Annotated in this window: 21 protein-coding genes; 7 read left to right on the top strand and 14 right to left on the bottom strand. The window is 71.5% G+C overall.

Annotation, left to right across the window (positions count from 1 at the left end):
- Positions 1 to 3: 3 nt before the first annotated feature.
- From ACQPYK_RS19155 to ACQPYK_RS19140, 4 genes are all read right to left on the bottom strand, one after another.
- Positions 4 to 1,170 carry an NAD(P)/FAD-dependent oxidoreductase gene (locus ACQPYK_RS19155; RefSeq protein WP_433257000.1) on the bottom strand — a complete coding sequence of 389 codons (1,167 nt, stop codon included), beginning with the start codon at positions 1,168 to 1,170 and terminating at the stop codon, positions 4 to 6.
- Positions 1,167 to 1,514 carry a bifunctional 3-phenylpropionate/cinnamic acid dioxygenase ferredoxin subunit gene (locus ACQPYK_RS19150; RefSeq protein ID WP_433256998.1) on the bottom strand — a complete coding sequence of 116 codons (348 nt, stop codon included), beginning with the start codon at positions 1,512 to 1,514 and terminating at the stop codon, positions 1,167 to 1,169. Before ACQPYK_RS19150 ends, ACQPYK_RS19155 begins: the two co-directional genes overlap by 4 nt.
- Before the next feature lie 245 nt (positions 1,515 to 1,759).
- On the bottom strand, positions 1,760 to 2,725 hold the full coding sequence (gene pip / locus ACQPYK_RS19145) for a prolyl aminopeptidase (protein WP_433256996.1): 966 nt from the start codon (positions 2,723 to 2,725) through the stop codon (positions 1,760 to 1,762).
- Between the two features lie 9 nt (positions 2,726 to 2,734).
- A complete protein-coding gene (locus tag ACQPYK_RS19140) occupies positions 2,735 to 3,229 on the bottom strand; it encodes an arginase family protein (RefSeq protein WP_433256994.1) in 495 nt (164 codons plus the stop codon).
- Positions 3,230 to 3,351: 122 nt separating this feature from the next.
- Here ACQPYK_RS19140 and ACQPYK_RS19135 point away from each other — a divergent pair, with 122 nt between their 5' ends.
- Entirely contained in the window at positions 3,352 to 3,855 is a 504-nt protein-coding gene (locus ACQPYK_RS19135; RefSeq protein ID WP_433256992.1) for an Lrp/AsnC family transcriptional regulator, read from the top strand.
- Positions 3,856 to 3,989: 134 nt separating this feature from the next.
- On the opposite strand, the gene ACQPYK_RS19130 is transcribed toward ACQPYK_RS19135, so the two are convergent.
- Positions 3,990 to 4,217 (bottom strand): hypothetical protein, encoded by a 228-nt coding sequence (locus ACQPYK_RS19130; protein ID WP_433256990.1) that lies wholly within the window; start codon positions 4,215 to 4,217, stop codon positions 3,990 to 3,992.
- A complete protein-coding gene (locus ACQPYK_RS19125; protein ID WP_433256988.1) occupies positions 4,214 to 4,732 on the bottom strand; it encodes a carboxymuconolactone decarboxylase family protein in 519 nt (172 codons plus the stop codon). Before ACQPYK_RS19125 ends, ACQPYK_RS19130 begins: the two co-directional genes overlap by 4 nt.
- A 207-nt stretch (positions 4,733 to 4,939) precedes the next feature.
- Between ACQPYK_RS19125 and ACQPYK_RS19120 the strand changes: the two genes are divergently transcribed.
- Positions 4,940 to 5,461 (top strand): shikimate kinase, encoded by a 522-nt coding sequence (locus ACQPYK_RS19120; RefSeq protein WP_433256986.1) that lies wholly within the window; start codon positions 4,940 to 4,942, stop codon positions 5,459 to 5,461.
- Between the two features lie 206 nt (positions 5,462 to 5,667).
- Here ACQPYK_RS19120 and ACQPYK_RS19115 read toward each other — a convergent pair whose 3' ends face one another.
- The 6 genes from ACQPYK_RS19115 to ACQPYK_RS19090 form a co-directional block, all read right to left on the bottom strand.
- On the bottom strand, positions 5,668 to 6,396 hold the full coding sequence (locus ACQPYK_RS19115) for an AIR synthase-related protein (RefSeq protein WP_433256984.1): 729 nt from the start codon (positions 6,394 to 6,396) through the stop codon (positions 5,668 to 5,670).
- A 116-nt stretch (positions 6,397 to 6,512) separates the two neighbouring features.
- Complete coding sequence (locus ACQPYK_RS19110) at positions 6,513 to 6,905, bottom strand: hydrogenase maturation nickel metallochaperone HypA (RefSeq protein ID WP_433256982.1); 393 nt, start codon at positions 6,903 to 6,905, stop codon at positions 6,513 to 6,515.
- Positions 6,906 to 6,985: 80 nt separating this feature from the next.
- The gene (locus ACQPYK_RS19105) at positions 6,986 to 7,090 is read right to left on the bottom strand and encodes a DUF6893 family small protein (protein WP_433256980.1); all 105 of its coding nucleotides are present in this window, start codon (positions 7,088 to 7,090) and stop codon (positions 6,986 to 6,988) included.
- 218 nt (positions 7,091 to 7,308) lie between these two features.
- The gene (locus ACQPYK_RS19100; protein ID WP_433258838.1) at positions 7,309 to 8,001 is read right to left on the bottom strand and encodes a D-sedoheptulose-7-phosphate isomerase; all 693 of its coding nucleotides are present in this window, start codon (positions 7,999 to 8,001) and stop codon (positions 7,309 to 7,311) included.
- 75 nt (positions 8,002 to 8,076) lie between these two features.
- Positions 8,077 to 8,709: a D-sedoheptulose-7-phosphate isomerase gene (locus ACQPYK_RS19095; protein WP_433256978.1), complete on the bottom strand. Its 633-nt coding sequence runs from the start codon at positions 8,707 to 8,709 to the stop codon at positions 8,077 to 8,079.
- Between the two features lie 150 nt (positions 8,710 to 8,859).
- Positions 8,860 to 10,221 (bottom strand): MFS transporter, encoded by a 1,362-nt coding sequence (locus ACQPYK_RS19090; protein ID WP_433256976.1) that lies wholly within the window; start codon positions 10,219 to 10,221, stop codon positions 8,860 to 8,862.
- Between the two features lie 31 nt (positions 10,222 to 10,252).
- On the opposite strand from ACQPYK_RS19090, the gene ACQPYK_RS19085 reads away from it, so the two are divergent.
- The 3 genes from ACQPYK_RS19085 (at position 10,253) to ACQPYK_RS19075 (ending at position 13,127) form a co-directional block, all read left to right on the top strand.
- Complete coding sequence (locus tag ACQPYK_RS19085) at positions 10,253 to 11,305, top strand: LacI family DNA-binding transcriptional regulator (protein WP_433256974.1); 1,053 nt, start codon at positions 10,253 to 10,255, stop codon at positions 11,303 to 11,305.
- A gap of 347 nt (positions 11,306 to 11,652) precedes the next feature.
- On the top strand, positions 11,653 to 12,492 hold the full coding sequence (locus tag ACQPYK_RS19080; RefSeq protein ID WP_433256972.1) for a metallophosphoesterase family protein: 840 nt from the start codon (positions 11,653 to 11,655) through the stop codon (positions 12,490 to 12,492).
- Entirely contained in the window at positions 12,489 to 13,127 is a 639-nt protein-coding gene (locus ACQPYK_RS19075; RefSeq protein WP_433256970.1) for a 4'-phosphopantetheinyl transferase family protein, read from the top strand. Before ACQPYK_RS19080 ends, ACQPYK_RS19075 begins: the two co-directional genes overlap by 4 nt.
- Before the next feature lie 45 nt (positions 13,128 to 13,172).
- Here ACQPYK_RS19075 and ACQPYK_RS19070 read toward each other — a convergent pair whose 3' ends face one another.
- Both ACQPYK_RS19070 and ACQPYK_RS19065 read right to left on the bottom strand, forming a co-directional pair.
- Positions 13,173 to 13,841 (bottom strand): response regulator, encoded by a 669-nt coding sequence (locus ACQPYK_RS19070; protein WP_433256968.1) that lies wholly within the window; start codon positions 13,839 to 13,841, stop codon positions 13,173 to 13,175.
- Positions 13,838 to 16,378: a DUF4118 domain-containing protein gene (locus ACQPYK_RS19065; protein ID WP_433256967.1), complete on the bottom strand. Its 2,541-nt coding sequence runs from the start codon at positions 16,376 to 16,378 to the stop codon at positions 13,838 to 13,840. The genes ACQPYK_RS19070 and ACQPYK_RS19065 overlap by 4 nt, the downstream gene beginning before the upstream one ends.
- A 572-nt stretch (positions 16,379 to 16,950) precedes the next feature.
- Between ACQPYK_RS19065 and ACQPYK_RS19060 the strand changes: the two genes are divergently transcribed.
- Together ACQPYK_RS19060 and ACQPYK_RS19055 are read left to right on the top strand one after the other, a co-directional pair.
- The gene (locus tag ACQPYK_RS19060; protein WP_433256966.1) at positions 16,951 to 18,741 is read left to right on the top strand and encodes an ABC transporter ATP-binding protein; all 1,791 of its coding nucleotides are present in this window, start codon (positions 16,951 to 16,953) and stop codon (positions 18,739 to 18,741) included.
- Positions 18,738 to 20,585, top strand: a complete 1,848-nt coding sequence (locus ACQPYK_RS19055; protein WP_433256964.1) for an ABC transporter ATP-binding protein — start codon at positions 18,738 to 18,740, stop codon at positions 20,583 to 20,585. Before ACQPYK_RS19060 ends, ACQPYK_RS19055 begins: the two co-directional genes overlap by 4 nt.
- Positions 20,586 to 20,730 lie beyond the last annotated feature (145 nt).

Below are 20,730 nucleotides of genomic sequence, written 5' to 3'. Positions count from 1 at the left end.
CTCTCAACGAGTCGTGACGGCGTCGATCTGACGGCGCCAGCGGGTGAACAGACGGACCTGGTTCATGCTCAGCACCGCGACCGGCCGGTCGTCCCGCCGGTAGACGGCCAGGAAGCTGCGGTCGGCCACGTCGCCTTCCTCCACGGTGATCGTGTCTCCCGGACGCGCGTGGCCGACGAACTGGATCTTCGTTCCGTACTGGTCCGACCAGAAGTACGGCGGCCTGGGGGGCTCGGGCACGGTCATTCCGCCCGACAGCAGCGTGACCGCCGCCGCGGCGGGCCGTTGCAGCGCCCCGGTCCAGTGCTCGACGCGGTGATGCTGTCCCACGGCGGGGTCGAACCAGGCCGCGCAGTCACCGACGGCGACGACGCCGGGCACTCCGGTGGCGCCTCCGGCGTCGCACAGCACTCCGTTGGCGAGCTGGAGGCCCGATCCTCCCAGCCATTCGACGTTGGGCCGCGCTCCGATCCCGACGAGCACCACGTCCGCGGGCAGGACCCGGTCGTCGTCGAGCAGCACCCCGTTCACGCGGCCCGTTCCGGTGAGCGCCCGCACACCGACGCCGCAGATGAGGCGGACCCCGTGGTCGCCGTGGAGCGAGGCCACCACGGCGCCCATCTCGGCGCCGAGCGAGCCGGCGAACGGCGCCGGAGCCGTCTCGACGACCGTCACGTCGAGCCCCAGCTCGCGAGCCGTCGACGCGACCTCGGCCCCGATGAATCCGGCGCCGATCACGACGAGGGACCGTCCCGGCACGAGGTCGGCGCGCAGGGCTCTGGCGTCGTCGAGGGAGCGCAGGGTGTGAACCCCGTCGAGCCCGTCGCTTCCGGGCAGGCGGCGGGCGGTGGCGCCCGTCGCGATGACGATTCCGTCGGCTCGCACGGTGGTGCCGTCGCCGAGGAGCACGCCGCGGTCCCGCGGGTCGAGACCGGTCGCGGTCACGCCGAGCCGCCAGGCGGCCCCGAGGTCCTCGTCGTCGGTCTCCAGCGCCAGGTCGGCCTCGCTCATCCGCCCGGCGAGGAAGTCCTTCGACAGCGGCGGCCGGTCGTAGGGGCGGTGCCGTTCGGTGCCGATGAGCGTCAGCCGCCCGTCGAATCCCTGGCCACGCAGCGCGCGGGCGGCCGACAGGCCCGCCAGTGAGGCGCCGACGACGGCGATCGACCTCATGTCGTCTCCGGACGGATGCCGGGCGGCAGGTTGGGGGGCTCCTCCGACGGCAGGACGTAGACGACGCCGTCCTCGACCGTCACCCGGTGGGTGCGGATGGGCAGCTTCGCCGGCGGTGCGTCCACCTTGCCCGTCCTCAGGTCGAAACGCGAGGCGTGCAGCGGGCACTCCACCTCGCAACCCTCCAGCCACCCGTCGGCGAGCGAGGCGTCCTGGTGGGTGCAGGTGTCGTCGACGGCGTAGATCTCACCGTCCTCGGTGTGGAAGACGGCGATGGGCGGTTCGCTGTCGAGCCGGTAAGCCTCGCCCCGCGGGAGGGCGGTAAGAGGACACGCAGGGATCATCGCAACCAACCCCGGTTTCGTAAGACGGAACAGTCAGCGCTATACGCAACAGCGTGACCTCGCGGGGTTTCAATGTCAAGGGTCGACAGATGGGGTCAAATCACCCATAATCTCTACGCGTTCCTCCGGGGCCCACCGTTAATCTCTACGCGTTCCTCCGGGGGCCCACCGCCGCCGAGCCGGACGCGGCAGTGACTCGAGCAGTGACTCGAACGGGACGGCGGCCGGCGAGAGCCTCGGCAGGGTCACCGGGATCGGCGGAAGAAGTCGGTGGCGTCGATCATCGCCTGAGCGACGGCCGGCTCGGCGGAGCTGTGACCGGCGTCCTCGACGATCACAAGTTCGGCGTCCGGCCATGCCCGGTGGAGTTCCCAGGCGGCGAGCGGGGGCGTTTGGAAGTCCCAGCGGCCCTGCACGATGCGGCCGGGGATGCCGGCGAGCCTGCCCGCCTCACGCAGCAGGACACCCTCCTCCAGCCAGGCGGCGTGGCGGAAGTAGTGGGTGACGATCCTGGCGAACCCGAGCGCGAAGGCGGGGTCGGCGTATTCGCCGGCGAGCTCGGGATCGGGGCGCAGGGAGACGGTCTCGGCCTCCCACGCGCACCACGCGGCGGCGGCCCGCTCGCGCACGGCGGGCTCGGGGTCGTACAACAATCGGTGGTAGGCGTCGATGAGATCGCCGTCGGCCGTCCCCGGCGGCGCGGCGGCGCGGAACCGGTGCCATGCCTCGGGGAACAGGAAGCCGGAGCCGCCGCCGTAGGACCAGTACATCTCGCTGCGCCGCGCGGTGAACACCCCGGCCACCACCAGCTCGCCGACCCTGTCGGGGTGGCGCTGGGCGTAGGCGAGGGCGAGCGTGCTGCCCCAGGAGCCGCCGCATACCAGCCAGCGGTCGACACCCAGCCGTTCGCGCAGGAGCTCGATGTCGGCGAGCAGGTGGGCGGTGGTGTTGCCCGCCAGGTCGGCCTCGGGTTCGGCGGCACCGGGAGTGCTGCGTCCGCAGCCGCGCTGGTCGAACAGCACGATCCGGTAACCGTCGGGATCGAACAGCCTGCGGTGGCGCGGCGAGCAGCCGCCACCGGGTCCGCCGTGCAGGAAGAGCGCGGGCTTGCCCGCCGGGTTCCCGCAGGTCTCCCAGTAGAGGAGGTTGCCGTCACCGACATCCAGCCTGCCGTGCTCGTACGGTTCGACCTCGGGATACAGTCCGCCCATGATCGCCGCTCACACCCGCACGTCGTTGTGCGCGTCGAAGTGGATCAGCCCGAACCGCTCTCCCGGGTGTGTCCGGGCGAACGCCCGCGCCGCGGGTGCCGTCACCGCGTGGTCGCCGCCCAACAGCACGACGAACGGGTCCTCGGGCAGGGCGTGCAGTCCCGCCACCGACTCCTCGACGCGCCGCAGCCCCTCCACCGGGTCGAGCACCGGCATCGCGATGTCGCCCAGATCCCTGACGATCATCTCCGTGAGATCCACGTCGAAGTCGGGGCTGTAGGCGGAGAACCCGGCCGGCGAGGCGCGGAACGCGTCGGGCGCGGCGTGGTAGCCCGTCGGCGTGAGCGAGCCGCCGCGCAGTCCCGCACCGACGACTCCCACCTCCAGCGGGGAGCCGAAGTCCCACGGCGGCAGCCAGTCGGCCGCCGTCTCGTATCGGTCGGTGAAGTCAGGCCGCATCGCCAGGCCCGGCGGCCCCAGATGCACGCGGAAGTCCTCAGCCATGTCCCCTCCAGGTCGCCGCACTTCACAGAAGCTTGCAGATCCCTCCACTCCACGACAAGAATTCTGGTGATGAATTAGGAATTCAACGAATATCTGCATTTCCTGCAGAACGGGAGTGGAACATGACCCCCACGTCGCAGATCCTCCACGACGCCACCGGCCTGTCCGAGCACGAGGGGCGTATCCTGCTGTCCCTCGCCGATGATGCGAGGATGACCAACGCGGCCCTCGCCGAGACGGTGGGCATCCCCCCGTCCACGTGCCTGCTGCGCGTCCAGAGCCTGCGCGAGCGCGAGGTGGTGCGCGGCTTCCACGCCCACGTCGACCGCCGGGCGCTCGGCCTCCACCTGGAGGTCCTGGTCGCCGTCGAGCTCGCCGAACAGTCCTCGGAGGCGACCGGCCGCCTCCTGGCCACCTGCCGTGCCCTCGAACACGTCATGGCCGTGATGCAGGTCAGCAGCGACCACCACTTCCTGCTCCAGGTCTACGCCACCTCGACCGACCAGCTCCTGGAGCGCGTGATCACCCCTCTGGAGACCCTGCCGCAGGTCCGCCGCACCAACACCACCATCGTCTTCGATCACTGGCGACGCCAGAGCTGCCTTGCTCCGCTGTCGGCCACGTAGAGGCCCGGTGTGACGAGGCCCGGTGTGACGCGAGCGGCCCCCTGCGGATCACATCGAGGCAGGGAGGCCGGCGACGGCGGGGCCGTCGATGAACGGGGACGCTTCGGCGGGGAGGTGCGGAGAGGCCGGGCGGCTCAGCCCGTCTTCTCGACGGAGCAGGCCTCGGGCCGGTAGGTGATCAACCGGACCGCCGGGGCGGAGACCACGTCGATCAGGCCGGTGCCCGGCACCTCGATGTGGGCGAAGCCGCCCTCGAAGGCGACCCGGGCCTCCTCCACCCGGTCGGTGGGCCGTCCGTCGGGACCGGTCACCCGGTAGCCCGAGACGAGCTCGACGGAAGCGGTGCGCCAGGTGGGGTTCATGCGGTCACCTCGGGGAAGTCGAGCTCGGGCTGGGCCAGGTGGTTGAAGTAGTTCGACAGGGTGTTCAGCGCGACATGGGCGACGATCTCGGCGAGCTCGGCGTCGGTCACCCCGGCCTCCCGGGCGCGCGCCAGGCTCTCGTCGCTCACCCTGCCGCCCGCCTGGACGACCTCCCGGGTGATCTGCAGGACCGCGTCGGCGTGCGGGTCGGCGTCGTGGCCGTCACGGGTCAGCTTCAACTCCTCCTCGCTCAGCCCCATGCGGGTGCCGCGCATGGTGTGCGCGCTGACGCAGTAGGTGCAACGGTTCTCCTGGGCGACCAGCAGGGCGATCTGCTCGCGCAGCCTGGCGCGCAGCACGCCTTGGGTGAGCGCGTCACGCATCGCCAGGTAGCCGCGCAGTGCGGCGGGGCCGTTCGCCATCGCGGCGTACAGGTTGGGCACCCGGCCGAGCTGGCGCTGCGTCTCCTCCAGCAGGCCGTCGGGGTCTTCGGTCAACTGCGGTAGCCGAGGCATGATTTCTCCCACAAATGGTACTGATCGGTTCCGTCACTAAAACGGTACCGATCAGTTCCATCATTGTCAACGACGGACGTGCCCGAACCCCGCGCATGCCGCGCCATCGCCCCGGCCCTGCCTGCGGGAACACGCCGGACGGCTAAGACAGATCCTTCTGGGCAGGGAGAGAGCACTCCATCCCATGAACATCAGGAGGTGACAGGCATGGCGGCCGATGTCCCGATCGTCGTGATCGGCTTGATGGGCGCGGGAAAGACCAGCGTGTCGCGGCTACTCGGCGAAGCCCTCGGCAGACCCGTGCGCGACAGCGACGAATACCTCGAGGAGCGCTACGCCGCCACCGCCGCCGAGATCGCCGCCCGCGAGGGCGCCGAGGTACTGCACGCCAGGGAGGCCGCCCATCTACGGGAGTCCCTCGCCGAACGGCCCGCCCCGGTCATCGCCGCGGCGGCCAGCGTGCTCGACGACCCGCAGTGCCGGGCCGAGCTGAAACCGGCCCTGGTCGTGTGGCTGGACGCCTCGCCGGAGTTCCTCGCCCAGAAGATCCTGGACAAACCGCACCGGCCGCGGTTCGGCAAGGAGCCGCTGATACTGGCGACCGAGCTGCGCGAGCGCCGGGCGGCCTCCTTCGCGGAGGTGGCCGACCTGCGCTTCCACAGGCCCGAGATGTCCAAGCACAAGGTGGCTCGGGCCGTACTCGACCACCTGGAGCGACCGGGCGCGTAGGAAGGGTCCCACACCCACGGCGGTGGGTCGAAGTGAATCCGGCCGGAATCCGCCGCTCCGATGACCGTTCGCGGGGCACGGCGATCCTCAGCGGGCGATCAGACCGAAGACGGCACTCCGTGCCGCGGACCGTGTTCGCGCGCCTCCGGTCGCGGGCGGACACCGGCCCCGCCCGCGACCGCACGGCCGCCGCCTCAGGGACGGGTTCAGGACGTGTCCCCCGGCGGAATGTGCGGGCTGTCCTCCTCGACGGTCTCCTGAGGATCGACGCCGGTGGCGTCCTCCGGAGCGGAGGTCCCGTACGGACGTCCCGTCTTCTCTTCGACGCCGGTCGTCCGGCGTCCCTCCTCGCTCTCGCGGCTCGCGATCTCCTCGGCGCGCCGGGACGCGCTGACGCCGACACCGAAGGGTCCCTCGGGCTCGGTGTCGGTGGAGGAGACCCCCTGTCGTTCCTCCTGCGACACCTCGCGACCGGGCTCCTTCTCCTCCGGCGGAGTGTCCCAGGCCCGGTCACCGGCCTGGGACACCTCTTCGCTCGCGCGCCCCACGTCGGGGGAGTAACCGTGCTCGTCTCCCTCGAACCGGCCCGCGTCCTGTGACTCGCGTGGCTCGTTCATCTCCAGCCCCCCATCGGATTTCGGGTTCTCAGCAGATTCTCGGCAAGGGGTCCCCGACCAGCGGGTCGACGATGCGGGTGCCGCCGAAGGAGGTCTTCGGCAGGACCGGCCCGGGGGGTCGTCGTCGATCCGCCCGATGACGGCCGCGGCGGAGCCGAGCGGATGGGAGCGCAGGGCGGTCAACGCGGCCTCGGCGGACTCCGGGGCCACCACCACGACCATCCGGCCCTCGCAGGCCACGTGGAGCGGATCGATCCCCAACAGTTCACATGCCCCGCGCACGGCCGGACATACCGGGATCGTCTCCTCTTCGAGCACGACCGCGACCTTCGGGGCCTGCGCGATCTCGTTGACGACCGTCGCGACCCCACCCTTTCTCCAGCAGGTCGACGTTGATCGCGCGGCGCACCCCGCTGACGTCGGCCATGGCCAGGTCAGGATGGTCCGGCAGGATCTCCACGATCTCGCCGGGAATTCCCGGGCACGTGGGTGGCCTCCGCCAGCTGGATGGATTCGAGGACGAGGTCGTCGCCGCCCTCGGTGTCGATGTCGGCGCCACCGCACTCGAAGCAGGTGGCGAAGGGGTCGACGGACGTGGCCGTCTGCCCGCAGGAGCGGCAGATGAGCCGCACGGGGACGATGACCAGGTCCACGCGCGCCCCCTCCGCCAGCGATCCTTCGGCGACCAGGGCGAACGCCTGGTTGATCGCGGGTTCCGTGACGCGCAGCAGAGCGCCGGCGTGCACCTTCGCCCGCCGTACCCGCCGGCCGTCCGCGCGTCTTTCCACCGCGTCGAGGATCGCCTCGGCGATCCCGAATTCGTGCATGACCGAATTCACCTCGTTTCACTCGGTTTCACGGGCCGCGTGCCACGACCCGCCGTCGGGATGTGACGGCCCGCGAGCCGTCACATCCTCCTGATCCGCAGGTAGCGCTTGATGTCGGGGATCAACTGGTAGACCAGCGCGGCCACCCCGATGACGAGCGCCGCGGCGACCAGACGTTTCAGCATGTTCGTTCCTCCTCGTGACTCGCGCCGGCGGACACCGTCGCGATCTGCTGCCGGAGCAGCTCCAGGACCGGTTCCGCCGCCCCACGTCCTCCCGCCGCCGGGCAGACGGCTCTCCGACGGCCGATCGGTCACAGCGCGCCGGACGCGTGCCGGGTGCGCGGCCCGCGCAACTCCGCGCCCCTTCCCGCGGGCCCGCTGCGGCGGGCCGGCCGAACCGCCTATCCGGTGCCGTGGGCCTGCCGGGTGGTGGGCACCGCGCCGAGCGCGTGCTGGGTGAGCTCCCACAGCACGTGGTAGACCGTGGTCTGGGCTTCCTGGATCCGGTGCACCGACGACGACGGGATGACGAACAGGTAGTCGAGCAGGTCGAGCTCGGCCAGCCTGCCTCCCCGATCCCCGGCCAGACCGATGGTGAGCATGCCCTGGCGCTTGGCCTCCTCGAAGGCCCGCACGACGTTGGAGGAGCCTCCGCTCGTCGACAGGCCGACGGCGATGTCGCCGTGCCGTGCCAGCGCGGCGAGCTGGCGCGCGAAGACGACGTCGAATCCCACGTCGTTGGAGAGCGCGGTGACCACGGCGACATCGCTGGTCAGGGACAGGGCGGGCAGCGACAGGCCGTAGGGCGGGTGGAGGAAGACGGTGGCCACCTCCTGGGCGTCGGTGCTGCTGCCGCCGTTGCCGAAGGCGAACAGCCGCCCGCCCGAGGCGAAGCGCAGGGCCATCTCCTCGGCGCACTCCATGAGCGCGTCGGCGGACGCCTCCGCCACCTGCCAGCGGAGCCGTACGATCTCGGCCGCCTTCTCCTCGGTGGACCGGCAGGCCTCCGCGAGCACCGATTCGACGTCGGCGCGCCCCTCGTAGAGGAAGGGGTACAGATCCTGGACTTCCTCGGTCGGCGGCTCCTCAAGCATGCTCACCGTCTCCCCTCGCGATCACGGCCACGGCCTCCTCGACGCACACGCCGTCGCGGCAGCCTCCGGGCCCGCTCATCCGCTCGCCTCCCCGCCCGTCCCGGCGTGGAGCGAGCCGGACTGCTCGAAGAACACATGCACCAGCTCCCACAGCACGTGGTAGGCGGTGACGTGCACCTCCTTGACCACGGCGGGGTCGTCCGAGGCGACGGTCAGCACGTGGTCGGTCGCCGGGCTGCGCGCGATGGGGCCTCCGTCACCGCCGACCAGGGCGCCGGTGAGCAGCCCCAGCATCTTGGCCATCTCCAGGCCTCGCAGGACGTTCGCGCATCGGCCGTCGCGAGAGATCCCCAGCGCCATGTCCGCCGGATCCGCCCAGCGGTGCATCTGGTGGGCGAAGGTCTCGGCGATGCCCTCACGATTGCTCACCCCGGCGAACGTGGCGGCGTCGTTGCTCAGGGCGAGCGCCGGCAGGGCCCTCTTGCCCACGATGACCGGATGCATGAACTCGACCGCGATGTGGGCCGCGTCCGCGCCTCCGCCGCCGTTACCGAAGACGATCAGCTTCCCGCCGCGGTGGAAACGGGCGGCCATGTCCTGGCACATCCGCGCGATGCGCCCGGAGTCTCCCGCGAGGACGCGGCCGGCGCGATCGCGCCGGGCGAAGGCCTCGTCGACGGCTGACTGCATGGTCGATGTCACTGACATATGGACGCTCCGTTATTTACGGTAGTCGTCACATTACGGTGGGTGCTCGCCGGGCAGGCACCTTCGCCGCTGCAAACCGGGGTAAAGGTCTGATCATGGGCGGAGCCCCTCGGCTCGTCGCCGGCCCATGCCGCCGGCCATGTCGTCGGCCTATGCGGCCGGGCGCCGGTCCGGCGGCGCGTCGGGACCGGCGCCCGAGGCGCCGGTCTCCGCCGGGCCGCCGTGCGCGCCCTCTTCCGGCACGGATCCCGCCTTCTCCGGGGACGGGCCCGCGGGCGAGCGGGGAGCGGCCGCGCGCAGCGCCGGCCACGTGATCAGAGCCAGCGCTCCGGCGAGCGCCGACACCGCCAGCATGGCGCCCGGCAGGCCGGCGACCTGGGCCCAGTAACCCACGTATACCGGCCCCGCGAGGAAGCCCAGATAAGCCACGGTGGTCATGATCGACGTGGCGGCGCCGCGGGCGGAGTCCCGGACGCCGGCGGCGGCCAGGCTGAGCAGGGTCGGAAACAGCACCGCGGTGCCGGCGGCGGCCAGGGCGAGCCCGAACAGCGCCGCCGGCACCGCGGTGGCGAGGGCCAGCGTCACGGTTCCGGCGGCCGCCGCGACCGCGCCGAGGATCAGCACGGTCATGGCCCCGCCGGGGCCGGATCTCACAGAGCCCGCCGCGAACCGGGTGAGGGCGACGACCGCGGCGAAGACCGCCGGGCCCGCGGAGGCGAGCACGGGATCGGCGCGCAGGATGTCCGCCAGGTAGACCGCGCTCCAGCTCTGGTGGGCGTTCTCCACGGCGAAGGCGAGCGCACCCAGCGCGCCGGCGACCAGCAGGACCGGCAGGTACGCCCGGGGCAGCGACCGGCCTCGGGCTCCGCCCTCCGGCGCCGGGCCGGGACGGTCGGGTACGGCACGGCGGTCACGGGCTCCGCCCTCCGGCGCGCGGCCCGGACGGACGGGTGCGGCGCGGCGGGCGTCGGCGGCGATGACCAGGCCCGCGCCCACCGCGGCGAGCGCGACCAACGCGAACGGCACCACAACGGGCGCCGCCACACCGCGGAACAGGCCGGTGACGAGGCTGGCTCCGACCACCGCGGTGGAGAAGACGCCGTGCGCCCTGGTGATGACCGGCCGGCCTGCGGCGCTCTCCGCTGAGCCCGCGGCCGAGTTGACGGCCACGTCCGCGGCCCCCGAGGCGGCACCGAGCAACGTCAGCCCTGCCGACAGGCTCACCGGATCCGCCGCCGTGACGGCCACCCCGATGCCGACGACACCGAGCAGGACGAGCAGGGCCGCGGTCAGGCGATGCCCCCACCGGTCGACGGCCCGTCCGGCGGTCAGCATCGCGGGAAGCGCCCCGGCGCCGATGAACAGCAGCGCCGCGCCCAGTTCCCCGTCGGTGAGACCGGCCCGGTCCCGGATCGCGGGCACGGAGGCGCCCCACACGCCCCAGAAGGCCCCGAAGACGGCGAACCCGCAGTACGCCGTTCTGGCCCGCGTTCCCACCATCCGAACAGACACGTGTGTAACGATACACAAGTTAAGGTGAGGGATGACAAGAGCTGCGTCGCGCCGGCGGCCGACCATGGCGGAGGTGGCACGGGCGGCAGAGGTGTCGGTGATGACCGTCTCCTACACCTACGCCCAGCCGGAGCGGGTCTCGGAACAGACCCGGACCAGGGTCCGCGAGGCCGCTGAGCGGCTGGGGTATCCCGGCCCTCATCCGGGTGCGCGCTCGCTGCGGCGCGGGCGGGCGGGCAGCCTCGGTGTGATCCTCGGCGAGCACCTGACGTACGCCTTCGAGGATCCGCAGGCCGCCCGCTTCCTGGCCGGGATCGCCGAAGTGTGCGCCGGCCACGGCCTGGGACTCACCATCGTGCCCGTCACCGGCTCCCCGGGAGACGTCGACCGGGTGGCCGAGGCCGCCGTGGACGGCTTCGTGGTCTGGACGACCTCCGATGACGACCCGGTCGTGGACGCGGTCGCCGCCACCGGCCTGCCCTCCGTCGTGCACGGCGGCCCACGCCGTGACGACCTGTCGTTCGTGGCGGTCGACGACCGCGCGGCGGCGCGGGCGGTGGCCTCGGCCGCCTTCGCCGGCGCCCGGCGGCCGATGGTGCTCAGCTTCCCCCTCGACCGCGCGCGGGCCACCGGCGTGCATCGGGCGCTGGATCCCGCCACGGCGACCTTCCGGGTGACCCGCCGCCGTCTGCTCGGTTTCCGTGACGCCTGGGTGGAGACCGGGGGGCGGTGGTCACAGGTCCGCGTGGCGGTGTGTTCGCGCAACAGCGCTCGCGAGGCCGAACTCCTCGGCGCCGGCCTGCTCGCCGGACCGCACGCCCCGGACGCCGTCGCGGCGATGAGCGACGAGCTCGCGCTGGGACTGATGCGGGCGGCCGCCCGGATGGGTCTGGCCGTGCCCGGCGACCTCGCCGTCACCGGCTGGGACGACACCGACGCGGCCGCCGCCGCAGGACTGACGACCGTCGCGCAGTCCCTGCGCGACCAGGGCGCCCGATGTGCCCGGCTGGCCTTGGGCGAGAAGGACGACGGCGAGCCGGTCGGCTGGAGGCTGATCCCGCGCGACTCCACCCGGCGAGCGTGAGCCAGACTCCACCCGGCGAGCATGAGTCAAGGACGCGACACGACGGGCATTCAGATTCTGGACAAATGTCTCCCATGGCAAGAAACTGGCCCCACCCCCGGAGCCGGAACGGCACGGCGACATCCCCTCTGGCCTGACCGAAGGAGAAGGACCTTGACGGCAGCCCGTTCCTGGCTCCGGCGTTTGTCCCCATCACCGCGGAGCGACGTCCAGGTGGTCCGCCTCCTCCCGGCAGGAGGGGGCACGCCGTCCGGAGTCCCGTCCCCGCCCGCCGGGATGCTCGCCGTGACCGGCCTACGGGCCACCGCGGCCGTGGCCGGCGCCGGATCGCCGAAGGCGGCCCGCGCATGACGTCGCTGCTGGCCATCAGCGATCTGCACATCGGCTACCGGGAGAACCGGCGCATCGTCGAGGAGCTGCGGCCCACCTCCGCCTCCGACTGGCTGCTGGTGGCGGGAGACGTCTCCGAGAAGGTCGCCGACGTCGAGTGGGCGCTGCGCCTGCTCGCCGGACGCTTCGCCAAAGTGGTGTGGGTGCCGGGCAACCACGAGCTGTGGACCCACCCCAGCGACCCGGTCCAGCTACGCGGCGAGGAACGCTACCGCCACCTGGTGAAGGTCTGCGGCGACCTCGGGGTGGTGACTCCCGAGGACCCCTATCCGGTGTGGGACGGACCGGGCGGGCCGGTAACCGTCGCCCCGCTGTTCGTGCTGTACGACTACACCTTCCGCGTGCCCGGCGTCGCGTCGGCCGAGGAGGCGCTCGCCCTCGCCTACGAAAAGGGCGTGGTGTGCACCGACGAGATGTTCCTGCACCCCGATCCCCACCCCTCCCGCCCCGCCTGGTGCTCCGCCAGGGTCGCCGAGACCGAACGCCGCCTGACCGCCCGCCCTCCGGACATGCCCACCGTGCTCGTCAACCACTATCCGCTGGTCCGCGAGCCGACCCTGGTCATGCGCCACCAGGAGTTCGCGATCTGGTGCGGCACCGAGCAGACCGCCGACTGGCACGTGCGCTTCAACGCCCACACGGTCGTCTACGGCCACCTGCACATTCCCCGCACCACCTGGTACGACGGCGTGCGCTTCGAGGAGGTCTCGCTGGGCTACCCCCGCGAATGGCAGCCCCGTGCCACTCCGCCCGGCCGTCCGCGCCAGATCCTGCCCGCCCCGCCGCGCGTCCCGTGATCGAGAAGATCCTGCCGCCCTGGGTCGCCGCCGCGGAGGCCTTCCGCGACCCGCCGGACATCGCGCTGTTCCCCGAGGAGGAGTCCGTCGTCGCCGGCGCCGTGGACAAGCGGCGGCGTGAGTTCACCACCGCCCGGCACTGCGCGCGCCAGGCCCTGGCCCACCTCGGACTGCCCCCCGCTCCGATCCTGCCCGACGAGCACGGCGCCCCGCAGTGGCCCGGCGGGGTGGTGGGCGCCATCACCCACTGCGCCGGCTATCGGGCCGCGGCCGTCTCCCTGAAAGCCATCACCCTCGGCATCGACGCCGAACCCCACGAGCAGCTCCCTCGGGGAGTCCTGCAGACCATCGCCCTCGACGAGGAACGGGCCGCGCTGGAACGGCTCGGCGGCCGGGTCCATTGGGACCGGCTGCTGTTCAGCACCAAGGAGAGCGTCTACAAGGCCTGGTTCCCGCTGGCCCGGCGCCCGCTCGGCTTCGAGGAGGTCCACATCCTCCTCGATCCCTCCGGCGCCTTCATCGCCCGTCTCCTCGTCCCCGGCCCGCAGGTCGCGCGGCGGAGGCTGACCGGCTTCACCGGGCGCTGGATCGTCGCCGACGGCCTGGTGGCCACCGCCATCACCCTGCCGGTCTGATGACCACCCTGCCGGTCTGATGACGCTCCGGCGGGGAGGCGTGCGTCAGGGCTGGAACCGGTAGCCCATGCCCGGCTCGGTGAGCAGGTGGACCGGCCGCGCGGGATCGGGTTCGAGCTTACGGCGCAGCTGGGCCATGTACTGGCGCAGGTAGTTGGTCTCCGTGGTGTGCTTGCTGTCCCACACCTCGGCGAGCATCTGCCGCTGGCTGATCAGCTTGCCCGGATTGCGCAGGAGGAGTTCGAGCATGCGCCATTCGGTGGGGGTCAGCCGCACGCCTCCGGAGATCGCCTTGCCCGCCAGGTCCACCGTGTGGTCACCGATCCGGACCCGGGCGAGCTCGGCGTCCTGGACGGCCGTACGGCGGGTCACGGCTCGGATGCGGGCGAGGAGTTCCTCGATGTTGAACGGCTTGGTGACGTAGTCGTCGGCGCCCGCGTCGAGGGCCTCGACCTTGTCCCGGTTGCCGGCACGCCCGGAGAGCACGATGATCGGCACGGTGGTCCAGCCCCGCAGCCCATGAATGACGTCCACACCGTCGATGTCGGGCAGCCCGAGGTCGAGGACGACCAGGTCGGGATGCCAGTCGGCGGCCTCCCGCAGGGCGGCGCCCCCGTCGGGGGCCACCGCCACCTCGAAGTGCCGGGCGACCAGGTTGATGCGCAGGGCCCGCAGGATCTGCGGTTCGTCGTCGACGACGAGAACGCGTGTCATGGGTGCGCCCGCGAGGGGATGGACAGCGTAAGGATCATGGTGAGACCTCCCCCTGGTGTTTCCTCCGGAGTGAGCATGCCGCCCATCGCCTCCGCCAATCCCCGGGAGAGCGCCAGGCCCAGCCCGACACCGGTGTGGTTGTCCCGGTCGCCCAGCCGCTGGAACGGCATGAAGACGCGCTCGTGCGCCTCGCGCGGGATGCCGGGGCCTCGGTCGATGACGCGGATCTCGACATGGTCGCCGTGCCGGCTGGCGGTGACGAGGACCTTCTGCCCCGCCGGACTGTAGCGCACGGCGTTGGACATGACGTTGACCAGGATCCGCTCCAGCAGCGCGGGATCGGCGAGGACCTCGGGGAGTTCCACGGATATGTCACCCTCGACGTGATCGCGGAGCGGGCCGAGGTCGTCGATCGAGCGCGGGATGATCTCTTCGAGCGCGACCGGCTGTCGGGTGAGGCCGAGCACGCCGGCCTGCAGGCGGCTCATGTCGAGCAGGTTGGCGACCAGCCGGTCGAGCTTGACCAGCGACTCGTCCGCGGTGGCCAGCAGCTCCTCGCGGTCCTCCTCGCTCCAGTCGATCTCGGTGCCGCGCAGGCTCTCGACGGCGAGCCTGGCCGACGCGAGCGGGCTGCGCAAGTCGTGGCTGACCGCGGCGAGCAGGGCGGTGCGCATCTTGTCGGCCTCGGCCAGCGGCCCGGCGAGGTCCGCCTCCCGGCGCAGGCGCTCCTGGCGCAGCGCCACCGCCGCCTCCGCGGCGAACGCCTCCAGCACCCGGCGGTCGGCGGCGTCGAGCAGCCGGCCGCGGGCGGCGAGCACGAGATCCCCGCCGATCGCCACATCGGTGTCGGCGGATGCCGGGCAGGTGCAGGGCGGTCCCCCGGAGGTCGCGACGATTCGCCACGACCCCGGCTCGGACTGGTCGTCCGGCGCGGGCTCGCCCACGCGTTCCAGCAGTGTCACCGAGGTCAACGTGAAGGTCTCGCGCAGCCGCGCCAGCAGGGACGGCAGCGCCGCGTCACCGCGCAGCACGTGGCCCGCCAGCGTGGACAGCACCTCGGCGTCCGCGCTCGCGCGCACCGCTTCTCTGGTACGGCGTGCCGCCAGGTCCACGACCGCGCTCACCATGACGGCCACCAGCACGTAGACGCTCAGCGCGAGCAGGTTCTGCGGGTCGGAGATGGTGAACCGGCCGACCGGGGGCGTGAAATGGTAGTTGAGCAGGAGGAACCCTGCCACGGCGGCGGTCAAGGCCGGCCACATGCCGCCCACCAGCGCGACGCCGACGACCATGAGCAGGAACAGCAGGATCCCGCTGGGCAGCGTCAGCTCGGTCCTGAACGGGATCAGCGCGACGGTGAGCGCCGGGATGCCCAGCAGCGCCATCGCCCACCCGGCGAGCCGGCGCCTTCGGGTGAGGGCGGCCCTCGACCGGACGGATCGCGCCCCCTTGCCGGCCTCCGCGTGGGGGATCATGTGGACGTCGATGGAACCGGACAGCGCGGCGGCGGTCGCCCCGGCGCCCCGGGAGAACAGGTGGGCGAGCCTGCCCCTTCGGGAGGTGCCCAGCACGAGCTGCGTGGCGTTCACCCCGGCGGCGAAGTCGAGCAGGGCGCGCGGCACGCTCTCCCCCACGACCTGGTGGTAGGTGCCGCCCATGCTCTCCACCAGCGTGCGCTGACGCGCCAGGTGCGCGGGATCGGCCCCGCCCAGCCCGTCGGAGAGGGTCACGTGTACGGCCAGCAGGTCGGCGCCCTTGGTCCTGGCCGCGATGCGGACGGCTCGCCGTATCAGCGTGTCCCCTTCGGGGCCGCCGGTCAGCGCCACCACGACGCGCTCGCGGGCCTCCCAGGTCCCGGCGATGCCGTGTTCCGCGCGGTACTGGTCGAGCTGGTCGTCGACCTTTCCCGCGAGCCAGAGCAGGGCCAGCTCCCGCAGGGCCGTCAGGTTGCCCACCCGGAAGTAGTTGGACAGGGCCGCGTCGATCTTCTCCGGAGCGTAGATGTTGCCGTGGGCCATCCGGCGGCGCAACCCGTCCGGCGGCATGTCCACCAGCTGCACCGCCTCGGCCCGCCGTACCACCTCGTCGGGCACGGTCTCGCGCTGCGGCACCTCGGTGATCTGCTCGACGACGTCGTTGAGCGACTCCAGGTGCTGGATGTTGACGGTGGAGATGACGTCGATCCCGGCGTCGAGGATCTCCTCGACGTCCTGCCAGCGCTTGGCGTTCTTCGAACCGGGCACGTTGGTGTGCGCCAGCTCGTCGATCAGCGCCACTTTCGGCCCGCGTGCGATGACCGCGTCCGCGTCGAGCTCGGTGAAGCTCGCCTCCCGGTACAGCGTGGTCCTGCGGGGGACGACCTCCATGCCCTCGATCAGCTCGGTGGTGCGGGCGCGACCGTGGGTTTCCACGAGACCCACGACCACGTCGGTGCCCCGCGACAGCCTCCGGTGCCCCTCCTCGAGCATCGCGAAGGTCTTGCCGACGCCGGGAGCCGCGCCCAGATAGATGCGCAGCCGCCCGCGGGCCCTTTTCACCGTCCGTTCTCCCCTCCCCCGTCACCTCGCTCCCCGTCACCTCGCGGGGCGCCCGTGCGCGTGCTCGTGGCCCCCAGACGGGTGGCCTTAATCAAGCAAATCCCGAGATCGGGGGACTTTGACGCATCTTGACGGCTTTCATACGCGCGCGAGGCGATTGTTGACACGATTCCTACGCCCTGACCCGCGCACCTCGCGAAGAGCGCCGGGTCGCGCCCCGGACCGGAACCGGCGCTCCGGCAGGACCCGGGAGGTACAGGACGACCACTCCCAGGGCAATTGCTCGCGTCGTACCGGGTCACGGAGACTTTAACCGTCGCCCACACCGGGAGGTGAACGGGCGACGCCGACCAGCGCGACACCGCCGGGGCTTTCGGGGCGGAAAACCGGTTGACGGGGGTCTTAGCCTGAGTGGGCCCTGACCCCGGAATGGTGATCAACTCAAGTGAGAACCGTGAGGAGTGTGCTGCCTGCTGATGCCCCCTGATACCACCGCTCCCGAGCGAGATACCGAAACCCGTCAGCCCTCGACCCCCCGCCCACGCGGCGTCAGAACGAACTCGCTGTGGCGGATGAAGTCCTACCTCCGTCCCTACGCCACCCGGCTGCTTCTCATCTGGATCCCGGCCTTCGGCGGAACCGGGATCGGCATCGTCATCCCGCTGATCGGCAAAGAGATCATCGACGGCCCCGTCGCGCACGGCGACACCGGAGGTCTCGTCCCCCTCGCACTGCTCGCCCTGGCGCTGGGCGTGATCGAGGCTCTGCTCATCTTCCTGCGCAGGTGGTTCCTGGCCGACGCCGTCATCGGCCTGGAGACCACGATCCGCGACGACCTCTACCGGCACCTGCAGCGGTTGCCGATGAGCTTCCACGGCGCCTGGCAGTCCGGCCAGTTGCTCTCGCGCGCGACGACCGACCTGTCGGCGATCCGGCGCTTCCTGGGCTTCGGCGTCCTCTTCCTCGTTCTGATCGTCGTCCAGATCACGACGGTGACGGGGCTGCTGCTCCATATGTACTGGCCGCTCGGGCTGCTGGTCGCGGCCTCGGCGATACCGGTCGTGGTCACCTCGCTGCGCTTCGAGCGGGGCTACATCACCGTCTCGCGCCGGGTTCAGGACGAGCAGGGCGACCTCGCCACCGTGATCGAGGAGTCCGCGGTCGGCATCCGCACGATCAAGGCCTTCGGCCGCGGCCGCCACGTCTTCGGCACCTTCGACGACGGAGCCGGCAAGGTCTACCGGAGCTCGATGGAGAAGGTACGGCTGTCGGCCAGGTTCTTCACCTTCCTGGAGGTGATCCCGAACCTCACGCTCGCGATCGTGCTGCTGCTGGGCGCGCTCGCGGTCGGCTCGGGCTCACTGACGCTGGGCACGCTGGTGGCCTTCACCACGCTGATGCTGCAACTGGTGTGGCCCATCTCCGCCCTCGGCTTCATCCTGGTGACGGCCCAGGAGGCGATGACCGCGGCGGACCGGGTGATGGAAGTGCTCGACACCGACCCGGAGATCGCCGGCGGCACGGGCGTGATCGAGCACCCTCGCGGGCATCTCCGTTTCGAGGGCGTGGGGTTCCGCTTCCCCGGGGCCGGCGAGCCCGTGCTCCACGACGTCTGGCTGGATGTGCGTCCGGGAGAGACGGTCGCGATCGTGGGTGCGACCGGTTCGGGTAAGACCACCCTCACCGCTCTCGTCCCGCGGCTGTACGACGTCAGCGCGGGCCGGGTCACCATCGATGGGCACGACGTGCGGGAGCTGTCGCTGCCCGCCCTGCGCTCGACGGTCGCCACGGCCTTCGAGGAACCTACCCTTTTCTCGATGAGCGTCAGGGAGAACCTCACTCTCGGGCGGCACGACGCCACCGAGGAGGAGATCGAGGAGGCCCTGCGAATCGCCCAGGCCGGGTTCGTCCACCGCTTGCCGTGGGGGCTGGAGACCCGGATCGGCGAGCAGGGGATGTCGCTGTCCGGCGGCCAGCGCCAGCGCCTCGCGCTGGCCCGCGCGATCCTCAGCCGGCCGAAGGTCCTCGTGCTGGACGACACCCTGTCGGCGCTGGACGTCGAGACCGAGGCGCTGGTGGAGGAGGCGCTGCGGCACGTCCTGCGGGACGCCACCGGAATCGTCGTCGCGCACCGGGCCTCCACCGTGCTGCTCGCCGACAAGGTGGCCCTGCTGCTGAACGGCACGATCGCGCACGTCGGCCACCACCAGGAGCTGCTGGCGAACGTGCCGGAGTACCGGGCGCTGCTGTCGGCGGACCTGAACGACGACCTGGACGGCGATCTGGACAAGCTGGACGAGAGCCTGGACGGCGGCCTGGACGAGCTGGACGGCGGCCGCGACAGCGAGGGGGCGCTGCGATGAGCCAGACCACGACGCAAGGTTGGCGCGGCGTCGCCGCCGAGGATCGGGACGACCTGTCGGATCAGGTGTCGTTCCTGCTCCGCGCCCGGTCCAGGCGGCTGCTGGGCGAGCTGCTGCGGCCGTACCGCAGGGAGATCGCGCTGCTCGTCGCGATCATCGTGATCTGCAACGCCGCCTCTCTCGCCATCCCTTACCTGATCAAGGTGGGCATCGACTCCGGCATCCCGCCGACGATCGCGGGTGAGGGGCCGGCCACGCTGGTGACGGTCGTCGTGACCGTGCTGGTCGCGGCGGCCGTCCAGGCGGCCACCCGCCAGGTGTTCCTCAGGATGGCCGGTCGCATCGGCCAGGACATCCTGCTGGAGCTGCGCCGGCGGGTCTTCGGCCACTTCCAGAGATTGTCGCTGTCGTTCCACGACGACTACACCTCGGGCCGGGTCGTGGCCAGGCTGACCTCCGACATCGAGGCCATCTCCGAGATGCTGCAGTCGGGCTTCGACGGCCTCGTGACGGCCGTGCTGACGCTGACCGGCACCGCGGTCCTGCTGCTCGTCCTCGACGTCCACCTGGCCGTGGTCGCCCTGCTGCCGCTGCCGGTCCTGCTGTTGTTCACCCGTTGGTTCCGGCGGCAGTCGAGCATCGCCTATCGCAGGACCCGGGAGACCGTGGCACTGGTGATCGTCCATTTCGTGGAATCGATGACCGGCATACGGGCGGTTCAGGCGTTTCGCAGGGAGCCGCGCAATCAGGAGATCTTCTCCCAGCTCAACGCCGACTACCGGGACGCCAACGTGCGGAGCATGCACCTGATCTCGCTCTTCATGCCGGGTGTCAAGCTGATCGGGAACGTCACGATCGCCGCCGTCCTGCTCTACGGCGGCTGGCTGGCCGTCGGCGGCGCCACCACCGTGGGCGTGCTCACCGCCTTCCTGCTCTACCTGCGCCAGTTCTACGAGCCGATGCAGGAGATCTCGCAGTTCTACAACACCTTCCAGTCGGCGGGAGCGGCCCTGGAGAAGCTCTCGGGCGTGCTGGAGGAAAGACCGACGGTGGCCGAGCCGCGCGACCCCGTGACGCTGGAGCGGCCACGGGGGGAAATCCGCTTCGAGGGGGTGGAGTTCTCCTACCTGGACGGCACCCCGGTGCTGTCCAGGATGGACCTGGCGATCCCGGCCGGGCAGAGCGTGGCGCTGGTCGGCACCACCGGGGCGGGGAAGACCACACTGGCGAAGCTGGTGGCCAGGTTCTACGACCCGGTGGCCGGCCGCGTGCTGCTCGACGGGATCGACCTGCGCGATCTCGCCGAGGAGTCGCTACGGAGCGCGGTGGTCATGGTGACGCAGGAGAACTTCCTGTTCACCGGCTCGGTGGCCGACAACATCAGGTTCGGACGGCCCGACTCGACCATGGCCGAGGTCGTCGAGGCCGCCCGGGCCATCGGCGCCCATGACTTCATCTCGGCGCTGCCCGAGGGCTACGACACGCAGGTCGCCAAGCACGGTGGCCGCCTGTCCGCCGGGCAGCGGCAGCTCGTGGCGTTCGCCCGCGCCTTCCTCGCCGACCCCGCGGTGCTGATCCTCGACGAGGCGACCTCCAGCCTGGACGTCCCCGGCGAGCGGCTGGTGCAGCGGGCGATGCAGACGATCCTCGCGGAACGGACCGCCCTGATCATCGCCCATCGGCTGTCGACCGTCGAGATCGCCGACCGGGTGCTCGTGATGGACGGCGGCGGCATCGTGGAGGACGGCCCGCCCGACCAGCTCATCGCACGGGAGGGCCGCTTCGCCGGCCTGCACCGGGCCTGGCTGGACAGCATCTCGGATCTCCCGGCCGCACGCGGCTAGGGCATCCTGGCCGGACCCGTGACCGGGTCCGGCCAGGATGGGCGCGTACGGCTCCTCGGGATTCCCCTGCGGCTCTTCGCCGGCGGGCTTCGGAGAGCCCTCGATCGACCCGAACGTGAAAGCACGGCAAAAAAGGGTAGATCGT

This window comes from Streptosporangium sp. CA-135522 (assembly GCF_050949235.1).
Taxonomy (GTDB): Bacteria; Actinomycetota; Actinomycetes; order Streptosporangiales; family Streptosporangiaceae; genus Streptosporangium.
Note: the sequence above shows the minus strand (reverse complement) of the source record. Positions and strands in the feature narration are given on the sequence as shown.